This window comes from Streptomyces sp. NPDC050842 (assembly GCF_044456565.1).
GTDB lineage: Bacteria > Actinomycetota > Actinomycetes > Streptomycetales > Streptomycetaceae > Streptomyces.
In genome coordinates this window covers 1-23,302 of the sequence record NZ_JBITGA010000023.1, presented here as the reverse complement: position 1 = coordinate 23,302, position 23,302 = coordinate 1, and the positions used below count along the sequence as shown (strand labels likewise).

At 71.3% G+C, this 23,302-nt stretch carries 22 protein-coding genes; 16 read left to right on the top strand and 6 right to left on the bottom strand.

Features of this window, described 5'->3' with window-relative positions; all coding sequences use genetic code 11:
* The 3 genes from ACIBG6_RS39050 to ACIBG6_RS39040 form a co-directional block, all read left to right on the top strand.
* A partial coding sequence (locus tag ACIBG6_RS39050; protein ID WP_399227526.1) for a methylmalonyl-CoA mutase family protein occupies positions 1-316 on the top strand: 316 nt, incomplete at its 5' end.
* A 67-nt stretch (positions 317-383) separates the two neighbouring features.
* Entirely contained in the window at positions 384-1,037 is a 654-nt protein-coding gene (leuE, locus tag ACIBG6_RS39045; RefSeq protein ID WP_399227525.1) for a leucine efflux protein LeuE, read from the top strand.
* Positions 1,038-1,098: 61 nt separating this feature from the next.
* Positions 1,099-1,920: a MerR family transcriptional regulator gene (locus tag ACIBG6_RS39040; RefSeq protein ID WP_399227524.1), complete on the top strand. Its 822-nt coding sequence runs from the start codon at positions 1,099-1,101 to the stop codon at positions 1,918-1,920.
* Positions 1,921-1,983: 63 nt separating this feature from the next.
* Here the strand turns inward: ACIBG6_RS39040 and ACIBG6_RS39035 are convergent, their stop codons facing one another.
* Both ACIBG6_RS39035 and ACIBG6_RS39030 read right to left on the bottom strand, forming a co-directional pair.
* A complete protein-coding gene (locus tag ACIBG6_RS39035) occupies positions 1,984-3,333 on the bottom strand; it encodes a polysialyltransferase family glycosyltransferase (protein ID WP_399227523.1) in 1,350 nt (449 codons plus the stop codon).
* Positions 3,330-4,415 carry a glycosyltransferase family 2 protein gene (locus ACIBG6_RS39030; RefSeq protein WP_399227522.1) on the bottom strand — a complete coding sequence of 362 codons (1,086 nt, stop codon included), beginning with the start codon at positions 4,413-4,415 and terminating at the stop codon, positions 3,330-3,332. The genes ACIBG6_RS39035 and ACIBG6_RS39030 overlap by 4 nt, the downstream gene beginning before the upstream one ends.
* Before the next feature lie 230 nt (positions 4,416-4,645).
* Between ACIBG6_RS39030 and ACIBG6_RS39025 the strand changes: the two genes are divergently transcribed.
* The 11 genes from ACIBG6_RS39025 to ACIBG6_RS38975 all read left to right on the top strand — a co-directional run bounded on the left by ACIBG6_RS39025 (position 4,646) and on the right by ACIBG6_RS38975 (position 18,035).
* Positions 4,646-5,935 carry a DUF6716 putative glycosyltransferase gene (locus tag ACIBG6_RS39025; protein ID WP_399227520.1) on the top strand — a complete coding sequence of 430 codons (1,290 nt, stop codon included), beginning with the start codon at positions 4,646-4,648 and terminating at the stop codon, positions 5,933-5,935.
* Entirely contained in the window at positions 5,935-7,164 is a 1,230-nt protein-coding gene (locus tag ACIBG6_RS39020) for a cytidylyltransferase domain-containing protein (protein ID WP_399227519.1), read from the top strand. The genes ACIBG6_RS39025 and ACIBG6_RS39020 overlap by 1 nt, the downstream gene beginning before the upstream one ends.
* 11 nt (positions 7,165-7,175) lie before the next feature.
* Complete coding sequence (locus tag ACIBG6_RS39015; protein ID WP_399227517.1) at positions 7,176-8,069, top strand: N-acetylneuraminate synthase family protein; 894 nt, start codon at positions 7,176-7,178, stop codon at positions 8,067-8,069.
* Positions 8,066-9,310, top strand: coding sequence for a hypothetical protein (locus ACIBG6_RS39010; protein ID WP_399227516.1), 1,245 nt, complete (start codon positions 8,066-8,068; stop codon positions 9,308-9,310). Before ACIBG6_RS39015 ends, ACIBG6_RS39010 begins: the two co-directional genes overlap by 4 nt.
* Positions 9,311-9,464: 154 nt before the next feature.
* Positions 9,465-10,682 carry an amidohydrolase gene (locus ACIBG6_RS39005; protein ID WP_399227514.1) on the top strand — a complete coding sequence of 406 codons (1,218 nt, stop codon included), beginning with the start codon at positions 9,465-9,467 and terminating at the stop codon, positions 10,680-10,682.
* A gap of 338 nt (positions 10,683-11,020) precedes the next feature.
* Positions 11,021-12,079: a BMP family protein gene (locus ACIBG6_RS39000; protein ID WP_399227513.1), complete on the top strand. Its 1,059-nt coding sequence runs from the start codon at positions 11,021-11,023 to the stop codon at positions 12,077-12,079.
* 186 nt (positions 12,080-12,265) lie between these two features.
* Positions 12,266-13,900, top strand: a complete 1,635-nt coding sequence (locus ACIBG6_RS38995; RefSeq protein ID WP_399227528.1) for an ABC transporter ATP-binding protein — start codon at positions 12,266-12,268, stop codon at positions 13,898-13,900.
* Positions 13,897-15,015: an ABC transporter permease gene (locus ACIBG6_RS38990; protein ID WP_399227512.1), complete on the top strand. Its 1,119-nt coding sequence runs from the start codon at positions 13,897-13,899 to the stop codon at positions 15,013-15,015. Before ACIBG6_RS38995 ends, ACIBG6_RS38990 begins: the two co-directional genes overlap by 4 nt.
* Positions 15,012-16,274 (top strand): ABC transporter permease, encoded by a 1,263-nt coding sequence (locus tag ACIBG6_RS38985; RefSeq protein ID WP_399227511.1) that lies wholly within the window; start codon positions 15,012-15,014, stop codon positions 16,272-16,274. The genes ACIBG6_RS38990 and ACIBG6_RS38985 overlap by 4 nt, the downstream gene beginning before the upstream one ends.
* Entirely contained in the window at positions 16,271-16,675 is a 405-nt protein-coding gene (locus ACIBG6_RS38980) for a cytidine deaminase (RefSeq protein WP_399227510.1), read from the top strand. The genes ACIBG6_RS38985 and ACIBG6_RS38980 overlap by 4 nt, the downstream gene beginning before the upstream one ends.
* Before the next feature lie 82 nt (positions 16,676-16,757).
* Positions 16,758-18,035, top strand: a complete 1,278-nt coding sequence (locus ACIBG6_RS38975) for a thymidine phosphorylase (RefSeq protein WP_329621565.1) — start codon at positions 16,758-16,760, stop codon at positions 18,033-18,035.
* Between the two features lie 65 nt (positions 18,036-18,100).
* Here ACIBG6_RS38975 and ACIBG6_RS38970 read toward each other — a convergent pair whose 3' ends face one another.
* Complete coding sequence (locus tag ACIBG6_RS38970; RefSeq protein WP_399227508.1) at positions 18,101-18,757, bottom strand: HAD family hydrolase; 657 nt, start codon at positions 18,755-18,757, stop codon at positions 18,101-18,103.
* 71 nt (positions 18,758-18,828) lie between these two features.
* Here ACIBG6_RS38970 and ACIBG6_RS38965 point away from each other — a divergent pair, with 71 nt between their 5' ends.
* Positions 18,829-19,107, top strand: coding sequence for an STAS domain-containing protein (locus tag ACIBG6_RS38965; protein ID WP_399227507.1), 279 nt, complete (start codon positions 18,829-18,831; stop codon positions 19,105-19,107).
* A 6-nt stretch (positions 19,108-19,113) separates the two neighbouring features.
* Here ACIBG6_RS38965 and ACIBG6_RS38960 read toward each other — a convergent pair whose 3' ends face one another.
* From ACIBG6_RS38960 to ACIBG6_RS38950, 3 genes are all read right to left on the bottom strand, one after another.
* A complete protein-coding gene (locus tag ACIBG6_RS38960) occupies positions 19,114-20,085 on the bottom strand; it encodes a sigma-70 family RNA polymerase sigma factor (RefSeq protein WP_399227527.1) in 972 nt (323 codons plus the stop codon).
* 84 nt (positions 20,086-20,169) lie between these two features.
* Complete coding sequence (locus ACIBG6_RS38955) at positions 20,170-20,877, bottom strand: L,D-transpeptidase (RefSeq protein WP_399227506.1); 708 nt, start codon at positions 20,875-20,877, stop codon at positions 20,170-20,172.
* A 53-nt stretch (positions 20,878-20,930) separates the two neighbouring features.
* On the bottom strand, positions 20,931-22,199 hold the full coding sequence (locus ACIBG6_RS38950; RefSeq protein WP_399227505.1) for an MFS transporter: 1,269 nt from the start codon (positions 22,197-22,199) through the stop codon (positions 20,931-20,933).
* 62 nt (positions 22,200-22,261) lie between these two features.
* Here ACIBG6_RS38950 and ACIBG6_RS38945 point away from each other — a divergent pair, with 62 nt between their 5' ends.
* Positions 22,262-23,212, top strand: coding sequence for a LysR family transcriptional regulator (locus ACIBG6_RS38945; RefSeq protein ID WP_399227503.1), 951 nt, complete (start codon positions 22,262-22,264; stop codon positions 23,210-23,212).
* Positions 23,213-23,302: the final 90 nt, after the last annotated feature.

Here is a 23,302-nt window from a genome sequence, read left to right as displayed (position 1 = left end):
GCAGGAGACGGACAGTGGCGAGCGGGTCGTCGTCGGCGTCAACCGCTACACGATCGACGTCGAGGAGCCCTACGAGCCCCTCCGCGTCGACCCGGCGATCGAGGCCCAGCAGGCCGAACGCCTGGCCAAGCTCCGCGCCGAGCGGGACCAGGCAGCCGTGGACGCGGCCCTCGTCGAGCTGAAGAAGGCGGCGGAGGGCACGGACAACGTCCTCTACCCGATGAAGGACGCCCTCAAGGCCCGGGCGACGGTCGGCGAGGTCTGCAACGCCCTGCGCGAGGTGTGGGGCACGTACGTCCCCACCGACGCGTTCTAGCCTCCGCCCAGGGCGCGTAGACGCAGGTCACAGCGGAGTGTCGTACTCGTGTGCGACACTCCGCTTCATGTTGGGTGTCACCGATCTGCCGACCTATCTCGTGGGGCTCGTCCTCATCATCCTTCTGCCGGGGCCGAACTCGCTGTACGTGCTCTCCGTCGCCGCCCGCAAGGGCACGCGGACCGCGTACAAGGCCGCCGCCGGAGTCTTCACCGGGGACGCGGTCCTGATGACACTGGCCGCCCTCGGCGCGGCCTCGCTCCTCCAGACCACCCCGCTCCTCTTCACCGTCGTCAAGTACGCGGGCGCGGGCTACCTGGTCTGGATGGCGTACGGGATGCTGCGGGCCGCCTGGGCGATGTGGCGAGGCCGGGGCGACGCGGCGGACGACGCGGAGCAGCCGTCGGCCGGGCCGGTCGAGCGTCCGTACCGCCGCGCGCTGGTCATCAGCCTGTTCAACCCGAAGGCGATCCTCTTCCTGATCTCGTTCTTCGTGCAGTTCGTCGATCCCGGATACGCCTACCCGGCCCTGTCCTTCCTGGTGCTCGGCACGCTGCTCCAGATCGGCAGCTTCCTCTACCTCACGATGCTGATATTCGGAGGGACACGGCTCGCGGCCGCGTTCCGCAGCCGTCGTCGGCTCTCCGCCGGGGCGACCTCGGCGGCGGGCGCGCTCTTCCTCGGCTTCGCCGCGAAGCTCTCCCTCAGCAGCGCCGCCTGACCCTGGGCCGTGTCGTCCGGTTGACCCTGACACCGTGTGAGGCCGTTCCGTAGGAGCCGTCATGTTCACCATCGGAGACTTCGCCCGGCACGGGCGGGTGTCGGTCCGCATGCTGCGTCACTACGACGGCATCGGGCTGCTGCGCCCGGCCCGGGTCGACCCGCACACGGGCTATCGCTTCTACACCGGGGAGCAGCTCGCCCGGCTCAATCGCGTCATCGCGCTCAAGGACCTCGGCTTCACCCTCGAACAGGTGGGGGCGATCCTCGACGAGCAGATCGACGCGGACGAGCTGCGGGGCATGCTGCGTCTGCGCCAGGCCGAGCTGGAAGCGGCCCTGGAGGCGGCGCGGGCCCGGCTCACCCAGGTCGGTGCGCGGCTCCGAGCCATCGAGACGGAGGGACGCATGTCCACCCAGGACGTCGTCGTCAAGAAGATCCCCGCCGTGCGGATCGCCGAACTGAGCACGGTCGCCGCGAGCTTCGGCCCGCACGACATCGGCCCTGCCATCGGGCCGCTGTACGACGAGCTGTGCGGCCGCCTCGAAGCCGCGGGTGTCACCGGATTCGGTCCGGGCATCGCATACTACGAGGACGCGGGCAAGGGGGACGGCTCGGTCCTCGTGCACGCCGGCATGACGGTCCCCGAGGGGACGGCCGTGGAGGGCGTCCTGGTGCACGTCCTGCCCGGCATCGAGCAGGCCGCGACCATCGTCCACCGGGGCTCGATGGACGACATCCTGCCGACCGTGCAGACCCTGGCGCGCTGGATGGAGAGCAACGGCTACGCGTCGGAGCACTACGCGCGCGAGCTGTACCTGGAGTGCCCGGAGGACCGGTCGCGGTGGGTGACGGAGATCCAGGAGTCGATCGTCCGCGCCTGACGTCACGGAGGAGGGGCCCGGGACCCCCGCACGGGTTCCCGGGCCCCTCCTCTCGTCGGCCGCCTATTTCCGGGCGGCGCCGCGCTTCCGCAGCTCCTTGCGGAGCCGCAGCGCGCGGCGCGCCAGGCGGCGGACCTGCGGATGCCGGGGGAGCGGGATGCCGCCCGGCAGGTTCAGGACGGTGAGGCGCCGGCGGGTGAAGTGGTGCCGGGTGCGCTCGGCGTGCGGGCCCGACAGGTGCCGGGCCGCGGCCTCCCGCAGGTCGGCCCGTATCTTCGGCTGCATCGCGAAGCCGACCGCGGCGACCAGGTCGTTCAGCTCCGCCACGTCCAGGGCCGGCCCGGCCGGCTCGTCCGTGTCGTCCTCCTCCAGGGGCGGGACGACCGCGTCCACGACGGTGAGCGGGATCCGGTTGCTGTTCGGGAACGGGGTGAGCCGCTCCAGGAGCGTGCCCGTACCGACCCGGGCGACCGGCAGCCCGTAGAAGGAGTGCGCCGTGAGCAGCGCCGTGGAGAAGCAGCCGACCACGAGCGCGGGCCGCAGCTCGCGGTAGAGCACCTCGGCGAGTACGGGCCGGTGCTCGACGGTCAGTTCGGCGCCGAGCCGCGCCGCCTCGTCCACCAGCGTCCGCGTCCAGGTGTCCGGGGCCGTCGGGTGCGGCTTGAAGACGAGCTTCCGGTGGCCCCGGGCGACCGCCCCGCGGACCATCCGCAGGTGCAGCTCCTCCTCCTCGGCGGCGGTGAGCAGCTTCAGGGCGGCCAGGTACTGGCCGAGGAGGAGCGCGGGGCCCTCCTCGGGCGTCGCCGTGACCGGCCCGGACAGCTCCTCGACGACCTTCGTGAAGGCCTCCGCCGGTACGGCCTCCGGGACCGCCCCGAACTCCGCGAGCAGCAGCGGTTCGAGCCCGGGTACGAGGTCGAGGTGGAGCAGTGCGCGCACCCGCCCGCCGATCAGCGGGTCGATCTTGTTGCGGGTCGGCCCGTAGCTCATCAGCCCGTCGGCGTACACCGTGATCGGCGCTTCGGGCAGCAGGTGGGCGATGGCGAGGGCAGGTGTCACCTGGAGGGATTCCAGGGCGAGCTCGACCCGGTCGTCGCCGAGGTCCCAGATCCGCCGCAGATAGCGCTGGAGCATCGGCATGTCCTGTCCCCGGGGCATCCAGCCGGCGGGGTGGAGCGGGGAGATCGTCTCGTTCCAGGACAGGACGGAGTCGAAGCGGCCGCGCAGTCGCTCGAAGCCCTCGGCCTCGTCGAGGGCGGGCGTGGTCTCCGGTACGGCGGCGTTGTTGGTGACGAGCAGGATCCGGCGGTCGGCCCGGCCGAAGCAGCCGCTGTCGAGCGCGGCGGCCAGGGTCGCCGCCCCGTAGAGGGTGGAGGCGCAGAAGATCTGGGTGGTGCGTCGGGCGGCGCTCATGCCGCCACCTCCGGGGAACGGGTCGCGGCGGTGGCGGAGACCGGTGCCGACACTGCCGACACCGTCTCCGCCGTGGTCACCGACACCGACACGGGCGTCGGATCCGGCGCCGCCGGTGGCGGTGCCGGGCGCTGCTTCCGCAGCTTGCGGAGCATCGTCGCGCGGTCCCCGCCCATCGACGTCAGGGCCTCGTCGAGGACCCCCTGCGGCATCCGGCGCAGCGCGCCCGCGCTCATCGCCTTCAACAGGCGCGCCACTTCGGGTTCGAATCGTCCGATCCCGCCGATGTGATGGGAAATCAGCGCGCAATAGGTGCGGACGGCTTTGGGGAGAAGAAGGTCCGCGTCCCGGTCCTTCGCCGTTTCCTCGATCACCTGGTCGAATGCGCGGATGAAATCCAATTGCCGGACGTCGCCGATCTGGGTGAGCGAGGTCGCGACCCCGCGGCGGTAGAAGACGCCGAGTTCACCGATCGCCGCGAACGTTTCCGCCTCGCGGTGCAGCTTCCAGATCCAGGGCCGGTCCTCGGCCGTCCGCAGACCGTGCGGGAAGTGGAGGAGCCCGCGCTCCAGGAGCCGTCGGTGGTAGATCCCGGCCCACGCGTACGGGTAGTCGACGGAGGTCGTCCGGTGAGCGGGCAGTATCGCGTCGCGGGGGTTCAGCACCTCGCCGAGGCGCGGGACCGGGACCCCGCGGACCTTGCGGCTGCGGCCGGAGACGGAGACGTGGCCGGTGCGCAGGAAGTCGCAGCCCAGGTCGTCCATGGCGGTGACGAGCCGCCCGTAGTAGCCGGGGGAGAGCCAGTCGTCCCCGTCCAGGAAGGTCACGTACTCGCCGCGGGCCGCGTCGAGGCCCGTGTTGCGGGCGGTGGCGAGTCCTTCGTTGCGTGCGTGCCTGAGCAGGACGGCACCCGGGACGTCGCGTACGGCCCGTTCGAGGAGCTCGGGGGTCCCGTCGGACGAGCAGTCGTCGACAAGGAGGAACTCGAAGTCCTCGCGGGCGTTGGCACGCAGGCTTGTGAGGGTGTCGGGGGCATATGTCTGCACGTTGAAGAACGGCACGACCACGGAGAGCTTGACCACGTGGCCGACGCTAGGCGCCGACCCGGCACTCCCCCCGACCGGTGGGGGGATATTCGGTGAACACCAAGCGGCGGGCCGATTAACCGCCTTTACCCGCAGGGAAATCCGGCCCCTCCCCGGCCCGATTGCGGCCGGAATCCGACCCGTTTAACACGTCGGAGAGGCGCTGTTCACCCGTTGTTGTGTCTCAGTTGGGCCGGAAAGCGAAATGCCCTTCTAGCGTCCTCGACGTGCCAGCAAGTACCAACGAGGCAGTACGAGTAGCCGTACTCGCCGACTCCGACACCCGGTGGAAATGGGGCGCCCTCACGGCGCGCCGCATCACCACGGCGACAGCCGAACCCACCGGATTCGTCCTGCGTGGACGGGCCACACCCACCCCGCGCCAACTCGCCGAGACCGGGGTGTCCACGACCACCCCGAGCGAGGTGACCGGCGCGGAGTTCCTCCGTGCCGTACGGGACGCGGCGGAACGCGGACAGGGATACGACGTCATCGTCCTCGCCCTCGTCGGCGGCACCGTCCGGGCCGTCCTCCAGGGTCTCGCCGATCTGACCCTGGACCGGCGCCCGGTGATCGTCACCGGCTACGTCGGCGTGGTCTACGAGAAGCTCACCGACGGGCTCCTCCTGCGCCACGGTGCCGACGTCGTCCTCGCCAACTCCCGGCACGACGCCGAGCGTTTCCGCGCCGTGTACGAGGGCGTGGGCGCCGGCTCCGACTCGGTCGTCGAGGCCGCGCTGCCCTTCCTGGGCGGCGCCCCGCACACCCCCGAGGCCGGCCGCGACACCCTCGTCTTCGCCGCGCAGCCGTCCGTGCCCGCCGGCCGGGCCGAGCGGAGCTACGTCCTGGAGCGGCTGATCCGGCACGCACGGCTCCACCCGGACCGCGAGGTGCTCCTCAAGCTCCGCTCCAAGCCGGGCGAACACACCACGCACCTGGAGGAGTACCCCTTCCAGAAGCTGGTCCGCGACCTCGACCCGCCCGCCAACTTCCGTCTCGTGTACGGACACATGGGCGAGGTCCTCGACCGCACCGACCTCCTGGTCACCGTCTCCTCCACGGCCGCGCTCGAAGCCCTCCACCGCCGGATCCCCACCGCGATCCTCACCGACCTCGGGGTCCGCGAGCCGCTCGGCAACCACCACTTCGTCGGCTCCGGCCTGCTCGCCTCCTTCGAGGCGCTCGACAAGGGACTCGTCCCGACCCCGGACGAGACCTGGCTCGCCCGGCAGGGCGTGGCATCCGACGGCTCGTACGAAGAGGCCTTCGACGCCGCCCGCGACCGGGTCGCCGCACTCCTGGCGCTCCCCGCGCTGCCCCCGATCACCCCCTACTACACAGCGGAGACGGCCCCCGGCTACCTGCCCGGGATCCTCGCCCGCCACCGCCTGGACGTCACCGCGCAGGAGACCCGCGAGAGCGGCCTCCGCCGGATCGTCCGGGAGGCGGCGCGGGGCGCGTACCGGCACGGCGTGCAGCGCGTGGCCCCCGTCATCCGCCGGCTGGGAGAACTCTGATGACCACCTCCGCCACGTCGGCACCGCAGCAAAGCGCCACCGTGCTCGCCGTGATCCCCGCGAGGGGCGGATCGAAGGGCGTCCCCGCCAAGAACCTCGCCCCGGTGGCCGGCGTCCCGCTCGTGGCCCGCGCCGTCCGCGCCTGCCTCGGCGCCCGCCCGGTCACCCATGTCGTGGTCTCCACCGACGACGCCGCCATCGCGGCGGCGGCCCGCTCCGCCGGAGCCGAGGCCGTGCACCGCCCCGCCGAGATCGCGGGCGACACCGCGACCAGCGAGGCCGCCGTCCTGCACGCGATGGACGCCTTCGAGGCCACCCACGGCAAGGCGGCCGACGTCGTCCTCCTCGTCCAGTGCACGAGCCCCTTCCTCACCTCCGCCGAGGTCGCCGAGACCGTCGAGCGCGTCACCTCGGGCGCCGCCGACACGGCCTTCACGGCCGCCCCGTCCCACGGCTTCCTCTGGCGCGACACGGTCGACGACGGCGCCGAGGGCGTCAACCACGACAAGGCGCACCGCCCCCGCCGCCAGGACCGGGAGCCCGAGTACCTGGAGACCGGCGCCGTCTACGCCATGGACGCGACCGGCTTCCGTACCCACGGACACCGCTTCTTCGGCCGTACCGCGCTCGTCGTCACCGACCCCGCCCGGGTCCTGGAGATCGACGACCCGCACGACCTCGCCCGCGCCAAGGCCCTCGCGCCGCTCCTCGACGAGCCCGCCACCCCCGGCTTCGCCGACGTCGACGCGGTCGTCCTCGACTTCGACGGCACCCAGACCGACGACCGGGTCCACCTCGACGCCGAGGGACGCGAGTTCGTCTCCGCGCACCGCGGCGACGGCCTCGGCATCGCGGCCCTGCGCCGCGCCGGACTGCCCGTCCTCATCCTCTCCACCGAACAGAACGCCGTCGTCGCCGCCCGCGCCCGCAAGCTCAAGATCCCCGTCCTGCACGGCATCGACCGCAAGGACCGGGCCCTCAAGGAGTGGTGCGACGCCGAGGGCATCGACCCCCAGCGCGTCCTCTACGCCGGCAACGACGTCAACGACCTGCCCTGCTTCCACCTCGTCGGCTGGCCCGTCGCGGTGAGCAGCGCCCACGACTCCGTACGGGCCGCGGCCCGCGCGGTCACCGCCACCCCTGGCGGCTTCGGAGCGATCCGCGAGATCGCGGCCTGGCTCCTCGGACCCGAGCTCGACACCCCCGCACCCCGCATCCCCAACTCGTAAGGAACAGCACCATGAGCACTCGTCTGCGCACCTTCGGCGAGAAGACCGCCGGCCCGGGTCAGCCCGTCTACATCACGGGCGAGATCGGCATCAACCACAACGGCGACCTCGAGAACGCCCTCGCGCTCGTCGACGTCGCCGCCGAGGCGGGCTGTGACGCCGTCAAGTTCCAGAAGCGCACCCCGGAGATCTGCACCCCGCGCGACCAGTGGGACATCGAGCGGGACACCCCCTGGGGCCGCATGACGTACATCGACTACCGCCACCGCGTGGAGTTCGGCGAGGACGAGTACCGCGCCATCGACGAGCACTGCAAGAAGCGCGGCATCGACTGGTTCGCCTCCCCGTGGGACACCGAGGCCGTCGCCTTCCTGGAGAAGTTCGACGTCCCCGCCCACAAGGTCGCCTCCGCCTCCCTCACGGACGACGAGCTCCTCCGCTCCCTGCGCGCCACCGGCCGTACGGTCATCCTCTCCACGGGCATGTCCACCCCGAAGCAGATCCGCCACGCGGTCGAGGTCCTCGGCTCGGACAACATCCTGCTCTGCCACGCCACCTCGACGTACCCGGCCAAGGCCGAGGAGCTCAACCTCCGCGTGATCAACACGCTGAAGGACGAGTACCCGAACGTCCCGATCGGCTACTCCGGCCACGAGACCGGCCTGCAGACCACCCTCGCCGCCGTCGCCCTCGGCGCCACCTTCGTCGAGCGCCACATCACCCTCGACCGCGCCATGTGGGGCTCCGACCAGGCCGCGTCCGTCGAGCCGCAGGGCCTCCAGCGCCTCGTCCGCGACATCCGCACCATCGAGACCGCCCTCGGCGACGGCGTCAAGAAGGTCTACGAGTCGGAGCTCGGCCCGATGAAGAAGCTCCGCCGGGTCCAGGGGCTCGTCGCCGCATGACCGGGCAGCTGGCGTTCGTCGAGAGCCCGGTCCAGCTCCTCAACGTCCTGGAATGGGCGCACACGCAGGCGCCCGACCGGGCGCCCGGCGCGGCGCCCGCCCCCGGAGCATCCGCTCCGGACGAGCCCGTCGGCACGTCAGCCGCGGCGTCCCGCACCACGGACGCCACCACCCCGGGGGCGGCACCCGCTCCCACCCCGGGGGCGGAGCGTCCCACGCCCGCCCTCACCCCGGGGGCGGAGCCCGCAACGCCCGCCCTCACGGTCGTCGTCCTCTCGCCGACCGACCCCATGTCGCGGGGCCAGCTGCGCCGGATGGCCCAGCTGGCCCGCGACGAGGGCCTCACCGTCCACTGGCAGGAGGCCCGCGGCGGCCGGGGCGCGCTCGTCCGCACCCTGCGGCAGCTCGCCCCGCCGCTGCGCCGGGCGGAGCGGGTCATCATCGGCGACCCGTTCTCCCGCTACGTACAGCTGCTCCTGTCGCTCTTCTCGCCCCGGCACCTGACGGTGGTCGACGACGGCACAGCCACGATGGAGTTCGCCGCCCAGCTCGGCCGCGGCGAGCGCCTGGTGCGCTGGCACCGCAAGGGCAACCTGGGCCCGCGCGAGCTGGTCCTCGCCCCGGTGACCTCGCTGGCCCGGCGGCGGCTCGCCCCGGCCCGCGGCCGTACGGTCGAGATCTTCACGTCGCTGCCCGTCGAGGCGCCGCCCGGCATCGAGGTCACGGAGAACTCCTACGCCTGGACCCGGACCCGCTTCGGACCCCCGCTGCTCACCGGCGGCGCGGACCTGGTGGGCACCTCGCTGGTCGAGACGGGCGTCGTCGACGCCGACCACTACGCGCGCGTGGTGGCGGAACTGGCCCGCGCCCACGGCGCGACGCGCTACTTCGCGCACCGCCGCGAGAGCGCGGAGAAGCTGCACCGCATCGCGGTCGACACCGGCCTCCAGGTGGTCCGGCCCGATCTGCCGCTGGAGCTGATCGCCCGCCGCGGCCCGATCGGCCGCACCGTCGTCAGCTTCCCGTCCACGGTCGTCCACACCCTGCCGCTGGCCCTCGCCGGTACGGGAGTGAAGGTCGCCGTCATCGAGGTCGCGCCCGAGTGGCTGCGGGCGACCGCGTCGCCGCGCGCCCAGGGTTTCCTGTCCGGAGTGGCGGGCACGGCGGCCCACGAGGTCGACCGGCTCACGGCACGCGTCACAGGAGCCACAGGAGCCACAGGAGCCACCGGAACGGCCTGACAGACCCAACCTGGTCCATCCCGGCCGAATTCGGCCGAGCGTACCCACACAGAAGGCCCTTCATGCCTGTCAAACCGAGATTCTTTCCCCTAACGGGCTGAACTTTTCGTGATCAACGGGCAGTTGACCATGTGAGGGGCCTACCCTTCAAAAGGTGAACCAGTTGAAGTCCCGTGAGCCAGGCTCCGTCACCCTGCCCGGAACGCTGTCCGCACCCCTGCGCGCCGAACTGATCGCCTTCCGCAGGGACTTGCACATGCACCCCGAGCTGGGCAACCAGGAGTTCCGTACGACCGCCGCGCTCAAGGCCCGCCTGGAGGCGGCCGGCCTCGTGCCGAAGGTCCTGCCGGGCGGCACCGGGCTCATCTGTGACATCGGCACCCCGGACCGCCGCCGCCCCATGCTCGCGATCCGCGCCGACCTCGACGCGCTGCCCATCCCCGACGTGAAGACCGTCGCCTACCGCTCCACCGTGGCCAACCGCGCGCACGCCTGCGGACACGACGTCCACACCACCACCGTCCTGGGCGCCGGACTCGTCCTCGCCGAACTCGACCGGCAGGGCCTCCTCCCGCACGCCGTACGCCTCCTCTTCCAGCCCGCCGAGGAAGTACTGCCCGGCGGCGCCGCCGACGCGGTCGAGGCCGGCGTGCTCGACGGGGTCGGCCGCATCATCGCCGTCCACTGCGACCCCAAGGTGGACGCGGGGAAGATCGGGCTCCGCCCCGGCCCCATCACCTCGGCCTGCGACCGGCTGGAAGTCACCCTTGACGGCCCCGGCGGCCACACCGCCCGCCCGCACCTCACCACCGACCTCGTGACCGCCGCCGCCCGGATCGCCACCGACGTCCCCGCCGTCCTCGCCCGCCGCGTCGACGCCCGCTCGGGCCTCTCGGTCACCTGGGGACGCATCGAGGCCGGTCACGCCTGCAACGTCATCCCGCAGCACGCCGAGCTCTCCGGCACCGTCCGCTGCCTCGACCTGCCGACCTGGCGGGACGCCCCCGACCTGGTCCACGCGGCGATCGACGAGATCGCGGCCCTGCACCGCGCGAAGTCGACCGTGAACTACGTGCGGGGTGTCCCCCCGGTCGTCAATGACGGGGTCGTCACCGATCTGCTCGCCGACGCGATGACCGCCCGCCGCGGACCGTATGCGATCGAGGACACCGAGCAGAGCCTCGGCGGCGAGGACTTCTCCTGGTACCTGGAGCACGTCCCCGGCGCCATGGCCCGCCTCGGCGTCCGCACCCCCGGCGACACCCGCGTCCGCGACCTGCACGCGGGCGACTTCGACGTCGACGAGAGCTGCATCGAGACCGCGGTGGAACTCTTCACGGCCGCGGCCCTGCTGGACGCACGGGGCGCCTGAAATCGCCGGCGGACTCCGGGATGAACCCGGAGTCCGCGCCTTTGCCGACCGGGGCGCCGATCCCCTAGGGCGCCCCGCCTGCCCCGCCTGCCCCGGGGGACCGGCGGCGCGGGCGGGCGTGATCCGGGTCACGTATCGGCGCGCTCGGGGGGTCATCCGGCTGTTCGGCGTGGCGCGCTTGCCCATGGGGAGGGTTTCGCGTGTGCTGGATGCGCTCGCCGGCGACGATCCGATAACGACTGATGAACGGGTCTTTAACTGACATCTACGCGCGTTACGATCGCCGCGAAACCAGCGCCGGAAGAGGCGCTTTCGGTCAGTCTCGAAGGGACCTCCTCTTGCGCCGGATCACCAGGATCACGACCGTGGGCATCGCCTCCGCGGCGCTCGCCCTCTCCGCCACCGCGTGTGGCAAGTCTTCGACGGACTCCGGCTCCAGCCCGAGCTCGAGCGCGAAGGCGACGAAGGCCGCCATCGCGTACGACATCGGCGGCCGTGGCGACCAGTCCTTCAACGACGCCGCCTACGCGGGCCTGAAGAAGGCCGAGGACGAGCTCGGTGTCGACGGCTCCGAGGCCGAGCCCTCCGAGGGTGAGGGTGACGCCGACAAGGTGCAGCGCCTCACCGCGCTCGCCCGCGCCGGGAACAACCCGGTCATCGGTGTCGGCTTCGCCTACGCCCCGGCCATCGAGAAGGTCGCCAAGGCCTACCCGAAGACCACCTTCGGCCTCATCGACGACACGTCGAAGACCGGCCCGAACATCGCCAACCTCGTCTTCAACGAGGAGCAGGGCTCCTACCTGGCCGGCGTCGCCGCCGCCAAGGCGTCCAAGACCGGCACGGTCGGCTTCATCGGCGGTGTCGAGGTTCCGCTGATCAAGAAGTTCGAGGCGGGCTTCGCGCAGGGCGTCAAGGACACCAACCCCAAGGCGAAGGTGCTCGTCCAGTACCTGACCCAGCCGCCGAACTTCGACGGCTTCTCCAAGCCCGACCTCGGCAAGGCCGCCGCGGAGGGCCAGCTCGACAAGGGCGCCGACGTGATCTACGCCGCCGCCGGTCTGGCCGGCTCGGGCTCGATCGAGGCCGCCTCGGCCGCCGGCAAGTGGGCGATCGGTGTCGACTCCGACCAGTACAACCAGCCGGGTCTGGCCTCTTACAAGGACAGCATCCTGACCTCGGTCACCAAGGACGTCTCGGACTCCGTCTTCAACGTGATCAAGTCGGTCCAGGACGGCAAGCCGCAGTCCGGTGAGGTTCGCTACGGCCTCGCCACGGACGGCGTCGCCCTGGCCGACTCCAACCCGAAGTACAAGGAGATGACGGACCTCATCGCCGCGGTGGACAAGGCGAAGAAGGACATCATCGACGGCAAGATCACGGTCAAGACCGCTCCGTAAGGACGCCCTGGTCATCGACCCAAGGCCCGGCAACGGTGGGACCCCCACCGGGGCCGGGCCCCATTCCCGTACGGGTTTTCATTTTTCGGCAGCGCTACGCGTGTAGATGTCTCCCTGGCACGATAACTTCGCCCCGCCCCGCCCTGCCCTCCTGCTCCCACTCCTTCCGGCCAAGGAGAGTGCGTCATCAACGCGTCCAGCCCCCCTGCCGTAGAACTGCACGGCATCACCAAGCGATTTCCTGGCGTCGTCGCCAACAAGGACATCGCCATCACGGTCCGCAAGGGCACCGTGCACGCCCTCATCGGCGAGAACGGTGCCGGCAAGTCGACCCTCATGAAGATCCTCTACGGCATGCAGAAGCCGGACGAGGGCACCATCGCGGTCGACGGCCAGCAGGTCACCTTCTCCAGCCCCGGTGACGCCATCGCGCGCGGCATCGGCATGGTGCACCAGCACTTCATGCTCGCGGACAACCTCACCGTCCTGGAGAACGTCGTCCTCGGCGGCGAGAAGCTCTACGGCATCGGCGCCAAGGCGCGGAAGAAGATCCGGGAGATCTCCGACGCGTACGGCCTCGGGGTCCGCCCCGACGCCCTCGTCGAGGACCTCGGCGTCGCCGACCGCCAGCGCGTGGAGATCCTCAAGGTCCTCTACCGCGGCGCGAAGATCCTCATCCTCGACGAGCCGACCGCCGTGCTCGTCCCGCAGGAGGTCGACGCGCTCTTCGACAACCTGCGCGAGCTCAAGTCCGAGGGCCTGACCGTCATCTTCATCTCGCACAAGCTGGGCGAGGTCCTGAAGGTCGCCGACGACATCACCGTCATCCGCCGGGGCACCACCGTGGGCACCGCCGACCCGAAGACCGCCACCACCAAGCAGCTCGCCGAGCTGATGGTCGGCAGCGAGCTGCCCTCGCCGGAGACCCGCGAGTCGACGGTCACCACCGTCCCGATGCTCTCCGTGCGGAACCTGACCCTGGTCGAGAGCGGCGTCTCGGGCGCCCCGCTGACCAGCGCCGCCCCGCCGGACCCGGCCAGGACCGTCGTCGTGCTGGAGGAGACGGCCGTGGGCCGCAAGCTCCTCGACGACATCTCCCTCACGATCCACAAGGGCGAGATCCTCGGGATCGCGGGAGTCGAGGGCAACGGCCAGACCGAGCTGATCGAGGCCCTGATGGGCATGGCCACCCCGGACTCCGGCGTGATCACCCTCGACGGCCAGGACATCTCCAAGGTCTCGGTGCGCAAGCGCCGCGAGGGCGGCATCGGCTACATCCCCGAGGACCGCCACCGCCACGGCCTGCTCCTGGATGCCCCCCTCTGGGAGAATCGCATCCTCGGCCACGTCACCGAGGCGCCCAACTCCAAGCGCGGCATCCTCGACCCGAAGGCCGCCCGCAAGGACACCGAGCGGATCGTGCGCGAGTACGACGTGCGCACGCCCGGCATCGACGTCACCGCGGCCTCCCTCTCCGGTGGCAACCAGCAGAAGCTGATCGTCGGCCGCGAGATGAGCCACGCGCCCAAGTTCCTGATCGCCGCCCACCCCACCCGTGGTGTGGACGTCGGCGCGCAGGCGCAGATCTGGGACGCGATCCGGGACGCGCGCCGCGAGGGCCTGGCGGTGCTGCTGATCTCCGCCGACCTCGACGAGCTGATCGGCCTCTCCGACACCCTCCGGGTCATGTACCGCGGCAAGCTCGTCGCGGACGCCGACCCCGCCACCATCACGCCCGAGGAGCTGGGCTCCGCCATGACCGGCGCGGCCAGCGGTCACCTCGAAGGCAACGAAGAGCCCGAAGACGGTGACGCCCGATGATGAAGTTCGACAAGGACAAGCTGATCCTGGGTGCGGCGGGACCGGTGCTCGCCCTGGTCTCCTCGTTCGTGCTCACCGTGCTGGTGCTGCTCGCGACGGGCCTCGACCCGATCGAGCCGATCCGGCTGATGATCGAGAACGCCGGGTTCGCCGACATCCAGGTCCTGATCGTCAACCAGACCGGGATCTACTACCTGGCAGCCCTGGCCGTCGCCATCGGCTTCCGGATGAACCTGTTCAACATCGGTGTCGACGGCCAGTACCGGCTCGCCGCGATGGTCTCGGCGCTCGTCGGCGCCTCGATCGAGCTGCCCGGCCCGCTGCACATCTTCGTGATCGTGGTCGTCGCGATGCTGACCGGTGCTTTCTGGGCCGGCATCGCCGGCATCCTGAAGACCACCCGCGGTGTCTCCGAGGTCGTCTCGACGATCATGCTGAACGCCATCGCGACCTCGCTGGTGGCCTGGCTGATCCTGCCGAAGAACTTCGGCGTCCAGCCCGAGGGCTCGAACAACCTCACCACCGGTGAGATCTCCGAGTCCGGCTGGTTCCCGGGCATCGACATGGGCGAGGGTAACGGAGTCATCTACGGCTTCACGTTCGTCGCGCTCGCCCTCGGCGTCGTCTACTGGTTCACCCTCAACCGCACCCGGTTCGGCTTCGACCTGCGCGCCACCGGCGCCAGCGAGTCCGCCGCCCAGGCCAGCGGCGTCGACGCCAAGAAGATGATCCTCACCTCGATGCTGCTCTCGGGCGCGCTGGCCGGCCTCGCCGGCATGCCGACCCTGCTCGGCGAGTCCCACACGTACAGCCTCGACTTCCCCGTCGGTGTCGGCTTCACCGCCATCACCATCGCGCTGCTCGGCCGTAACCACCCGGTCGGCATCTTCTTCGCGGCGCTGCTCTTCGCGTTCCTCGACAAGGCGTCCAGCTCCCTCGACACCTACGGGTATCCGAAGGAGATCACCAAGATCATGCAGGGCATCATCGTGATCGCCGTGGTCGTCTCGTACGAGCTCGTCCGCCGTTACGGCCTCCGCCGCCAGCAGCAGAAGGTCGGCGAGGAACTCGCCGCCGGCGGCGCCATCAAGACCGACAAGGAGGTCTCGGCATGAGCACCGGCACTGTCACCAAGCCGAGCGCCGCGCCCAAGGGCGGCGGACGCCGCAAGCTCACCCTGCCGTGGATCATGCTGATCGTCGCGGCCGGTCTCCTGCTCTTCTCCCTCGTCCGGGCCGTCTCCGGCGCCAACGACCTCACCTCGGTGGGTCAGGTCTCGGGCGCGCTCAAGCTTGCCGTGCCGATCGGTCTCGCCGGTCTCGGCGGTCTGTGGGCCGAGCGCGCGGGCGTCGTCAACATCGGCCTCGAAGGCATGATGGTGCTCGGCACCTGGTTCGGCGCCTGGGCCGGATACCAGTGGGGTCCCTGGACGGGTGTCCTCGTCGGTCTCCTCGGTGGCGCGCTCGGCGGTCTGCTGCACGCGATCATCACCGTCACGTTCAACGTGAACCACATCGTCTCCGGTGTGGCGATCAACATCCTCGCGGTCGGCTTCACCCAGTACCTGTCGAACTTCACGTTCGCCGAGGCCGAGGGCGGCTCCTCCAAGCAGTCCCCCCGCATCGACCAGATCCACGAGATCACGGTGCCAGGGCTTTCGGAGTGGCTGACCGATGTCCAGGGCAAGCACTGGTTCTTCATCTCCGACCTGGCCGGCATCCTCGGCGGCCTCGTGACGAACCTGTCGCTGCTGACGCTCGTCGCCCTGCTGCTGGTCCCGGCCACCTGGTGGCTGCTCTGGCGCACCGCCTTCGGCCTGCGGCTGCGCTCCTGCGGTGAGAACCCGGTCGCCGCCGAGTCGCTCGGCGTGAACGTCTACAAGTACAAGTACATCGCCGTCACCGTCTCCGGCGCCCTCGCGGGCCTCGGCGGCGCGTTCCTCGCGATCGTCTCCACCGGCATCTACCAGGAGGGCCAGACCGGCGGCCGCGGCTACATCGGTCTCGCCGCGATGATCTTCGGCAACTGGATGCCGGGCGGCATGGCGCTCGGCGCGGGCCTCTTCGGCTTCACCGACAGCCTCAAGCTGCGCGGCGGCGCCGAGAACGTCCACGCGCTGCTGCTGCTCGTCGCCGTGCTCCTGGTGCTCGCCGCGGCTTGGCAGTTGTACAAGAAGAAGTACGTGGCCGGCGTGGTCGCGGCGGCCTTCTCCGCCACCTTCTTCCTCTGGTACGCGCTGACCGACGAGGTCCCGAGCCAGTTCGTCGACGCGGCTCCGTACATCACCACCCTGCTCGTGCTCGCCCTGTCGGCGCAGCGCCTGCGCATGCCCAAGGCGGACGGCCTGCCGTACCGGAAGGGCGAGGGCAAGTGACGACGTCCCTTCCGGCGTCGGACTGGGAGGCCCTGCGGGTCACGGCCCGCGAGGCCATGTCCCGTGCGTACGCCCCCTACTCGGGCTACCCGGTCGGCGCGGCGGCCCGCGTGGACGACGGACGGACGGTCTCCGGCTGCAACGTGGAGAACGCCTCCTTCGGCCTGGGCCTGTGCGCCGAGTGCGGGCTCGTCTCCCAGCTCCAGGCGACCGGCGGCGGACGGCTCACGCACTTCGTGTGCGTGGACGGCCGGGGCGAGTCCCTCGTCCCGTGCGGCCGGTGCCGGCAGCTCCTGTTCGAGTTCGGGGGCCCCGAACTCGTCCTGGAGACGCCCGCCGGGTTCCTGACCCTGGCCGAGATGCTGCCGCAGGCATTCGGCCCGGACCACCTTCGCAAGTAACACCTCGGAGCGGCCCTTCCGGCACGATGGAAGGGTCGCTCTCCCTTTTCCCCTCTATGCGCGTAGAAAGAGGCACCACCTCATGGACGTCATCTCCGTCATCCGCACGAAGCGGGACAAGGGCGAGCTGAGCCCGGAGCAGATCGACTGGGTCATCGACGCGTACACCCGCGGTGTCGTCGCCGACGAGCAGATGTCCGCCCTGGCCATGGCGATCCTGCTGAACGGCATGAACCGCGCGGAGATCGCCCGCTGGACCGCCGCGATGATCGCCAGCGGCGAGCGCATGAACTTCGACGCGCTCTCCCGCCCGACCTCCGACAAGCACTCCACCGGCGGCGTCGGCGACAAGATCACCCTCCCGCTCGCCCCGCTCGTCGCCGCCTGCGGCGCGGCCGTCCCGCAGCTCTCCGGCCGCGGCCTCGGCCACACCGGCGGCACGCTCGACAAGCTGGAGTCGATCCCGGGCTGGCGCGCGCTGCTCTCCAACGAGGAGATGCTGCACGTCCTCGACACCACCGGCGCCGTCATCTGCGCGGCCGGCGACGGCCTGGCCCCCGCCGACAAGAAGCTCTACGCCCTCCGCGACGTCACCGGCACCGTCGAGGCCATTCCGCTGATCGCCTCCTCGATCATGTCGAAGAAGATCGCCGAGGGCACCGGCTCGCTCGTCCTGGACGTCAAGGTCGGCACCGGCGCCTTCATGAAGACCATCGAGGACGCCCGCGAGCTCGCCTCCACCATGGTCCAGCTCGGCACCGACAGCGGTGTGAAGACGGTCGCGCTGCTCACCGACATGTCGACCCCGCTCGGCCTGACCGCGGGCAACGCCCTGGAGGTCCGCGAGTCCGTCGAGGTCCTCGCGGGCGGCGGCCCGTCGGACGTCGTCGAGCTGACGATCGCGCTCGCCCGCGAGATGCTCGACGCGGCCGGCATCAAGGACGCCGACCCGGCGAAGGCCCTCGCCGACGGCTCGGCGATGGACGTCTGGCGCCGGATGATCGCGGCCCAGGGCGGCGACCCGGACGCCACCCTCCCCGTCGCCCGCGAGCAGCACGTCGTCACGGCGCCGTCGACCGGTGTCCTGACCCGCCTCGACGCGTACGACATCGGCATCGCCGCCTGGCGCCTCGGTGCGGGCCGCGCCCGCAAGGAGGACCCGGTGCAGGCGGGCGCCGGCGTCGAGCTGCACGCGAAGCCGGGCGACACGGTGACGGCGGGCCAGCCCCTGCTGACCCTCCACACCGACACCCCGGAGAAGTTCGACTACGCCCTGAAGTCCCTGAACGACTCCTGGGACATCGCCCCGACGGGCACCGATTTCACGGCGAACCCGATCGTCCTGGACCGCATCTCCTGACGCCCGGCGCCCGGCGCCCGGCGCCTGATGCCCGGCCCGCGAAGGGAGCCGGTGGCGGCGACCGCCTACACCGGCTCCCCGAGCAGCTTGGGCAGCTCGCGCATGTCGTCGAAGACGACCGTCCGCGGGCCCATCAGGCGGTCCGCCCGCGTCAGGCCGCCGCAGTAGCCGAAGGCGCGCATGCCGGCCGCGCGGGCGGCCCGGACGCCGTACGGGCTGTCCTCGACGACCGCGCAGCGCTCCGGGGGCACGCCCATCGAGGCCGCCGCGTGCAGGAAGAGGTCCGGGGCGGGCTTGCCGCGCGCGACGTCGCGGGCGCTGAACATCCGCCCCTCGAAGCGGTCGAGCAGCCCGGCCCGGCCCAGGTTCTTGCGGACGCTGGTGTGGCTGCCGTTGGAGGCGAGGCAGTACGGGAGCGGCAGGGCGTCCAGGACGTCCGTGACGCCCTCCACGGCGGTCAGTTCGGCGTCGAGGGCGTCCTCGTACCGCTGCCGGAAAGGCGCGTTCCAGTCGGGCTCCAGCGGGCGGCCCCGGCGCTCCTCCACGATCGACGTGAGGAGCTCGTGGGAGGAACCGACGAAGTGCTCGACGATCTCCGCCTCGGTGAACTCCGCCCCGAGGGAGGCGAACACCTCCCGGTCCACGCGGCAGTAGATCCGCTCGCTGTCCACCAGAACACCGTCACAGTCGAAGATCACCAGTTCGACAGGCTCGTGAGTCATGATCGACAGCGTAGAGGTACGCACGGGGCGCCCGCCGATGAGTTCCGGGTCCCGGACCGGTCACAAGCCATGTGGACATCAGTCAGCCGCTCGTCGTGACCCTGCCCGCCCGCCCCACCGGGGACGAGGTGGCCCTCCTCTGCGCCGAACTCGGCGCGGCCCCGCCCGGTGACGTGGTCTGCGAGGTCGGCGCACTCGCACCCGCCGACCTCGCGGCCGTCGACGCCCTCGCCCGCCTGAAGCTCGCGGCCGGCCGCCGGGGCCACCGCATCCGCTTCCACGGAGCGGGCCCCGAGCTACGGGCCCTGCTCCTGCTGACAGGCCTCGACGGGACGTTAGGCATCCAGTGACGGCCCCTAGGCGTCCAGCCGCTCCGGCAGGTCGAAGAGCGGGAACCAGCGCTCGGTGTCCAGGAAGAAGTCCATCCCGGCGACCTTGCCCTCGCGGAGCTCCAGGACGATCAGCGCCCACGGGGCGAAGCCGCCCTCCGGATCCGGGTGGTACTGCGCGAACGCCGGGGAGCCGTTCGCCACGGTCGGCACCAGCTTCGAGCCGGAGCAGACCTCGCCGACGCCCAGCATCCAGCCGACGATGTCGTCGTGCCCCTGGAGCCACAGGTCGTACGGCGGCATCGACATGGTCGCGTCCTCGTGGAGGAGCGCGGTCAGCGCCTTCATGTCGTAGCCCTCGAAGGCCGCGACGTACCGCTCCAGGAGCGACTTCTGCTCCTCGTCCAGCGGGTTCGCCGGGTCGGAGACGGCCGGCGCCTGATCGGCCAGGGTCGCCCGGGCCCGCTGGAGGGCGCTGTTGACCGAGGCGACGGAGAGGCCGAGGAGCTCCGCGACCTCGCTCGCCTTCCAGGCGAGCACCTCGCGCAGGATCAGCACGGCCCGCTGCTTGGGCGGCAGGTGCTGGAGGGCGGCGACGAAGGCGAGCCGTACGGTCTCCCGGTGCACGGCCGTCTCCGCCGGGTCGGCGACCGACGGCAGGACCCGCCCGTCCGGCACCGGCTCCAGCCAGGTGATCTCCGGCTGCTTGACGAGCTGCGCCTGCGCGACCGGCGTCGGCGAGGTCAGGTCCATCGGCCGCGCCCGCTTCTTGCCCGCGTTCAGCGCGTCCAGGCAGACGTTGGTCGCGATCCGGTACAGCCAGGACCGCAGCGAGGAGCGGCCCTCGAAGGTGCCGATGGCCTTCCAGGCGCGCACCATCGTGTCCTGTACCGCGTCCTCCGCCTCGAAGGAGGATCCGAGCATCCGGTAGCAGTAACCGGTCAGCTCCCTGCGGTACTTGTCGAGGTCTTCGGTCGTCACGGTCGCGGCGTCGCTCATCGGGTCCATACCCCACTCACCCCTCACCGGCACCCGTTCGGTGCCGGTGAGAGGGAAGCTACCTCAGCCGACTGACAGTGCCGGTCAGGTTCCCGGCTTACGCCCGTAGACGAAGACGTCGTCGCCGTTCCTCAGCAGGTTCCAGTACGCCTTGGCGTCGGCCGAGCGCATGTTCACGCAGCCGCCCGAACCCGGCGGGTTCCACATGGACTTGGTCGTCGAGTGGAAGGCCTGGCCGCCGTCGAAGAACTGCGAGTACGGCATGGAGACGTGGTAGATCGTCGACCAGTGGTTGATGTTCCGCCAGTAGATCTTCTTGGAGCCCGTACGCGTCTCGGTGCCGTCCTTGCCCGTACGCACCGGCACCGGCCCGTACTTGAGGCGCGAGCCGTCCTGGATCCAGGTCAGCTGCCGCGTCAGGTCGACACAGGCGATCCGGCCCCGGTTGGTCGGACACTTGCGGTCCTTGTTCGGGTTGGTCCCGGCCGCCTTCTGCTGGAGCATCGTGTTCATCGTGCGCCAGGTGATCGTCCCCGCGTACCCCGCGGTCGGGGTGATGCCGTGCTTCGCCTGGAACGACTGGATGGCCTTGCAGTCGGCGAGCGACTGACGGCCGTCGACCGTGCGCCCCAGGAACTTCTCCACCTGCTTCTGGTACGGCCCCGTCGTCACGTTGCACGACGCCGCCTGCGCCGGGGCCGCACCGAGCGCGATCGTCATCGGCACGACCAGTGCCGTGAGACCGGTCGCGATCCCCGCTCTCTTCCCTATACGACTCGCTATTCGCTTCATGATCGTCAACTCCCCCTAGAGTCCCTGATATCGAGGACGCCGGAGGAAGCCGGTCAGTTGCAGGCAGCCGCGGCGAGTCCCGGCCGCCGCGCCGCGACCCGGGCGCTGTGGCTGCCGTACAGGGTCACGGAGACGACGCCGAGGACCGCGACCAGGCCGATCAGGACCGTGCCCGCCCAGCCGCCGGCGTGGAACGCGATCGCGCCGAGCGTGCCGCCCGCGCTGCTGCCGAGGTAGTACGCGGACTGGTAGAGCGCCGAGGCCTGGGCCCGGCCCGTCTTCGCCGTACGGCTCACCGAGGAGGACGCGACCGCGTGGCCCGCGAAGAAACCGGCCGTGATGAGGACCAGGCCCGCCAGGACCGCGGCGAGCGAGTCGGCGAGCGAGAGCAGCAGGCCCGCGGCGGTCGTGGAGACCGCCAGGTAGAGCGCCCCGCGCCGGCCGAGCCGTCCGACGAGCTTCCCGGCGGCGGCCGAGGCGACCGTACCGACCAGGTAGACCAGGAAGATCGAGCCGATCACGCCCTGCGGGAGCGAGAACGGCGCCTCGACCAGGCGGTAGCCGATCACGGTGTACACCGCGCCGAAGACCGTCATGAACAGCGCGCCGATCACGTACAGCCGGACGAGCAGCGGGTCGGACAGATGGGTCCGTACGGCGCTCGCGAGCGCCCTCGGGTTCAGCGTGCCCGGCGTGAAGTGCCGCGCCTTCGGCAGCAGCGCCCGGAAGGCGATCACGCAGAGCAGCGAGGTCAGGCCGACGGCGGCCAGACCCGCGCGCCAGCCCCACATCTGGGCGACCCAGCCGGTCACGATCCGGCCGCTCATGCCGCCGATCGAGTTGCCCGCGACGAACAGGCCGATCGCCGCGATCAGCGCCTTGGGGCGGACCTCCTCGGCGAGGTACGCCATCGCGGAGGCCGGGAGCCCGGCGAGCGCGGCGCCCTGGAGGGCGCGGAGCGCGATCAGCGACTCCAGGCTGGGGGCGAACGGCACGAGGAGCGAGACGGCGACGGCGACCGAGAGGGAGGCGGTCATCATCGCGCGCCGCCCGAAGCGCTCCGAGAGGGCGCTGAGCGGCAGGACACACAGGGCGAGGGCACCGGTCGCGGCGGACACCGTCCAGGAGGCGGCGGACGCGGTGGCGCCGAACTCGGCCGAGATGGCCGGGAGGAGGGCCTGCGTGGAGTAGAGGAGGGCGAAGGCGGCCAGTCCGGCGGCGAAGAGCGCGAGGCTCGTCCGGCGGTAGCCGGGGGCTCCGGGGGAGAGGCGGGTGTCGGCGGACGCGTGGGTGGCGACCGCCTTGGTACTGGCAGGAGGCATGTCACGAACGTAGGACGGTCCGTTTCATGCGTCCAATGCACGGAACTGCTGTAATCGTTCCCATGGCGCATGAGTACAGGTCACAGCCTCGGCTGTCACCGAACAGTAACGAAGAAGACATGGGACTGCTGCTCGCCCCGCGGCTCGCGTACTTCGCCGCCGTCGCCCGGCACGAGCACGTGACCCGCGCGGCGGCCGAGATGGGCGTGCCGCAGTCGACGCTCTCCCGGGCGATGGTCCGGCTCGAACAGGACCTCGGCGTCGCCCTCTTCGCCCGCCGCGGCCGCACCGTCTCCCTCACCCCGGCCGGCCGCCGCTTCCTCACCGCCGCCGAGAAGGCGCTCGCCGAGGTCGAGCGGGCCGCCGACACCGTACGGGCCGACGCCGACCCCACCGCGGGCCGCGTCGCGTTCGGCTTCCTCCACACCATGGGCTCCGAGACCGTCCCCGCCCTCATCCGCGCCTTCCGCGTCGACCACCCGCGCGTCCGCTTCACCCTCGTCCAGAACTACGGCGAGGCGATGATCGAGCGGCTCAGGGCCGGCGACCTCGACCTCTGCCTCACCTCACCGGTGCCGGACGCCCCCGACCTGGTGGCCCGGCGCCTCGACGAGCAGCGGCTGCGGCTCGTCGTCCCGGACGACCACCGCCTCGCGGGCCGCCGACGCGTCCGCCTCGCCGAGGCAGCCGACGAGACGTTCGTGACCCTGGAACCGGGCTACGGGCTCCGCCGCATCACCGACGACCTGTGCGCCGAAGCCGGCTTCAAGCCGCGCGTCGCCTTCGAGGGCGAGGAGGCCGAGACCCTCCGCGGCCTGGTCGCCGCGGGCCTGGGCGTCGCCCTGCTGCCGCCGCCCGCGGTCCCGCGCCCCGGCGTCGTCGAACTCACCGTCACCGCGCCGCGCGCGGCCCGCGAGATCGGCGTCGCCTGGCTCGACGGCCACCCGGACACACCCCCGGTGGCGGCCTTCAAGAAGTTCCTCCTGAGCAGACGAGGCCACCTGCTCCCCTAGGGAGTGTCTTTCCGATCATCGGATCGTTGGTCTGGTCGTGAGGGATGGGGAGATTTCTGATGCGGCGTGGGCGGTGATCGAGCCGTTGCT

What these genes read in the sequence shown, in the direction of transcription:
- leuE (WP_399227525.1), top strand. Translation starts at nt 384, where the DNA reads ATGTTGGGTGTCACCGATCTGCCGACCTATCTCGTGGGGCTCGTCCTC.
- ACIBG6_RS39040 (WP_399227524.1), top strand. Translation starts at nt 1,099, where the DNA reads ATGTTCACCATCGGAGACTTCGCCCGGCACGGGCGGGTGTCGGTCCGC.
- ACIBG6_RS39035 (WP_399227523.1), bottom strand. Translation starts at nt 3,333, where the DNA reads ATGAGCGCCGCCCGACGCACCACCCAGATCTTCTGCGCCTCCACCCTC.
- ACIBG6_RS39020 (WP_399227519.1), top strand. Translation starts at nt 5,935, where the DNA reads ATGACCACCTCCGCCACGTCGGCACCGCAGCAAAGCGCCACCGTGCTC.
- ACIBG6_RS39015 (WP_399227517.1), top strand. Translation starts at nt 7,176, where the DNA reads ATGAGCACTCGTCTGCGCACCTTCGGCGAGAAGACCGCCGGCCCGGGT.
- ACIBG6_RS39010 (WP_399227516.1), top strand. Translation starts at nt 8,066, where the DNA reads ATGACCGGGCAGCTGGCGTTCGTCGAGAGCCCGGTCCAGCTCCTCAAC.
- ACIBG6_RS38990 (WP_399227512.1), top strand. Translation starts at nt 13,897, where the DNA reads ATGATGAAGTTCGACAAGGACAAGCTGATCCTGGGTGCGGCGGGACCG.
- ACIBG6_RS38985 (WP_399227511.1), top strand. Translation starts at nt 15,012, where the DNA reads ATGAGCACCGGCACTGTCACCAAGCCGAGCGCCGCGCCCAAGGGCGGC.
- ACIBG6_RS38975 (WP_329621565.1), top strand. Translation starts at nt 16,758, where the DNA reads ATGGACGTCATCTCCGTCATCCGCACGAAGCGGGACAAGGGCGAGCTG.
- ACIBG6_RS38970 (WP_399227508.1), bottom strand. Translation starts at nt 18,757, where the DNA reads ATGACTCACGAGCCTGTCGAACTGGTGATCTTCGACTGTGACGGTGTT.
- ACIBG6_RS38960 (WP_399227527.1), bottom strand. Translation starts at nt 20,085, where the DNA reads ATGAGCGACGCCGCGACCGTGACGACCGAAGACCTCGACAAGTACCGC.
- ACIBG6_RS38955 (WP_399227506.1), bottom strand. Translation starts at nt 20,877, where the DNA reads ATGAAGCGAATAGCGAGTCGTATAGGGAAGAGAGCGGGGATCGCGACC.
- ACIBG6_RS38950 (WP_399227505.1), bottom strand. Translation starts at nt 22,199, where the DNA reads ATGCCTCCTGCCAGTACCAAGGCGGTCGCCACCCACGCGTCCGCCGAC.
- ACIBG6_RS38945 (WP_399227503.1), top strand. Translation starts at nt 22,262, where the DNA reads ATGGCGCATGAGTACAGGTCACAGCCTCGGCTGTCACCGAACAGTAAC.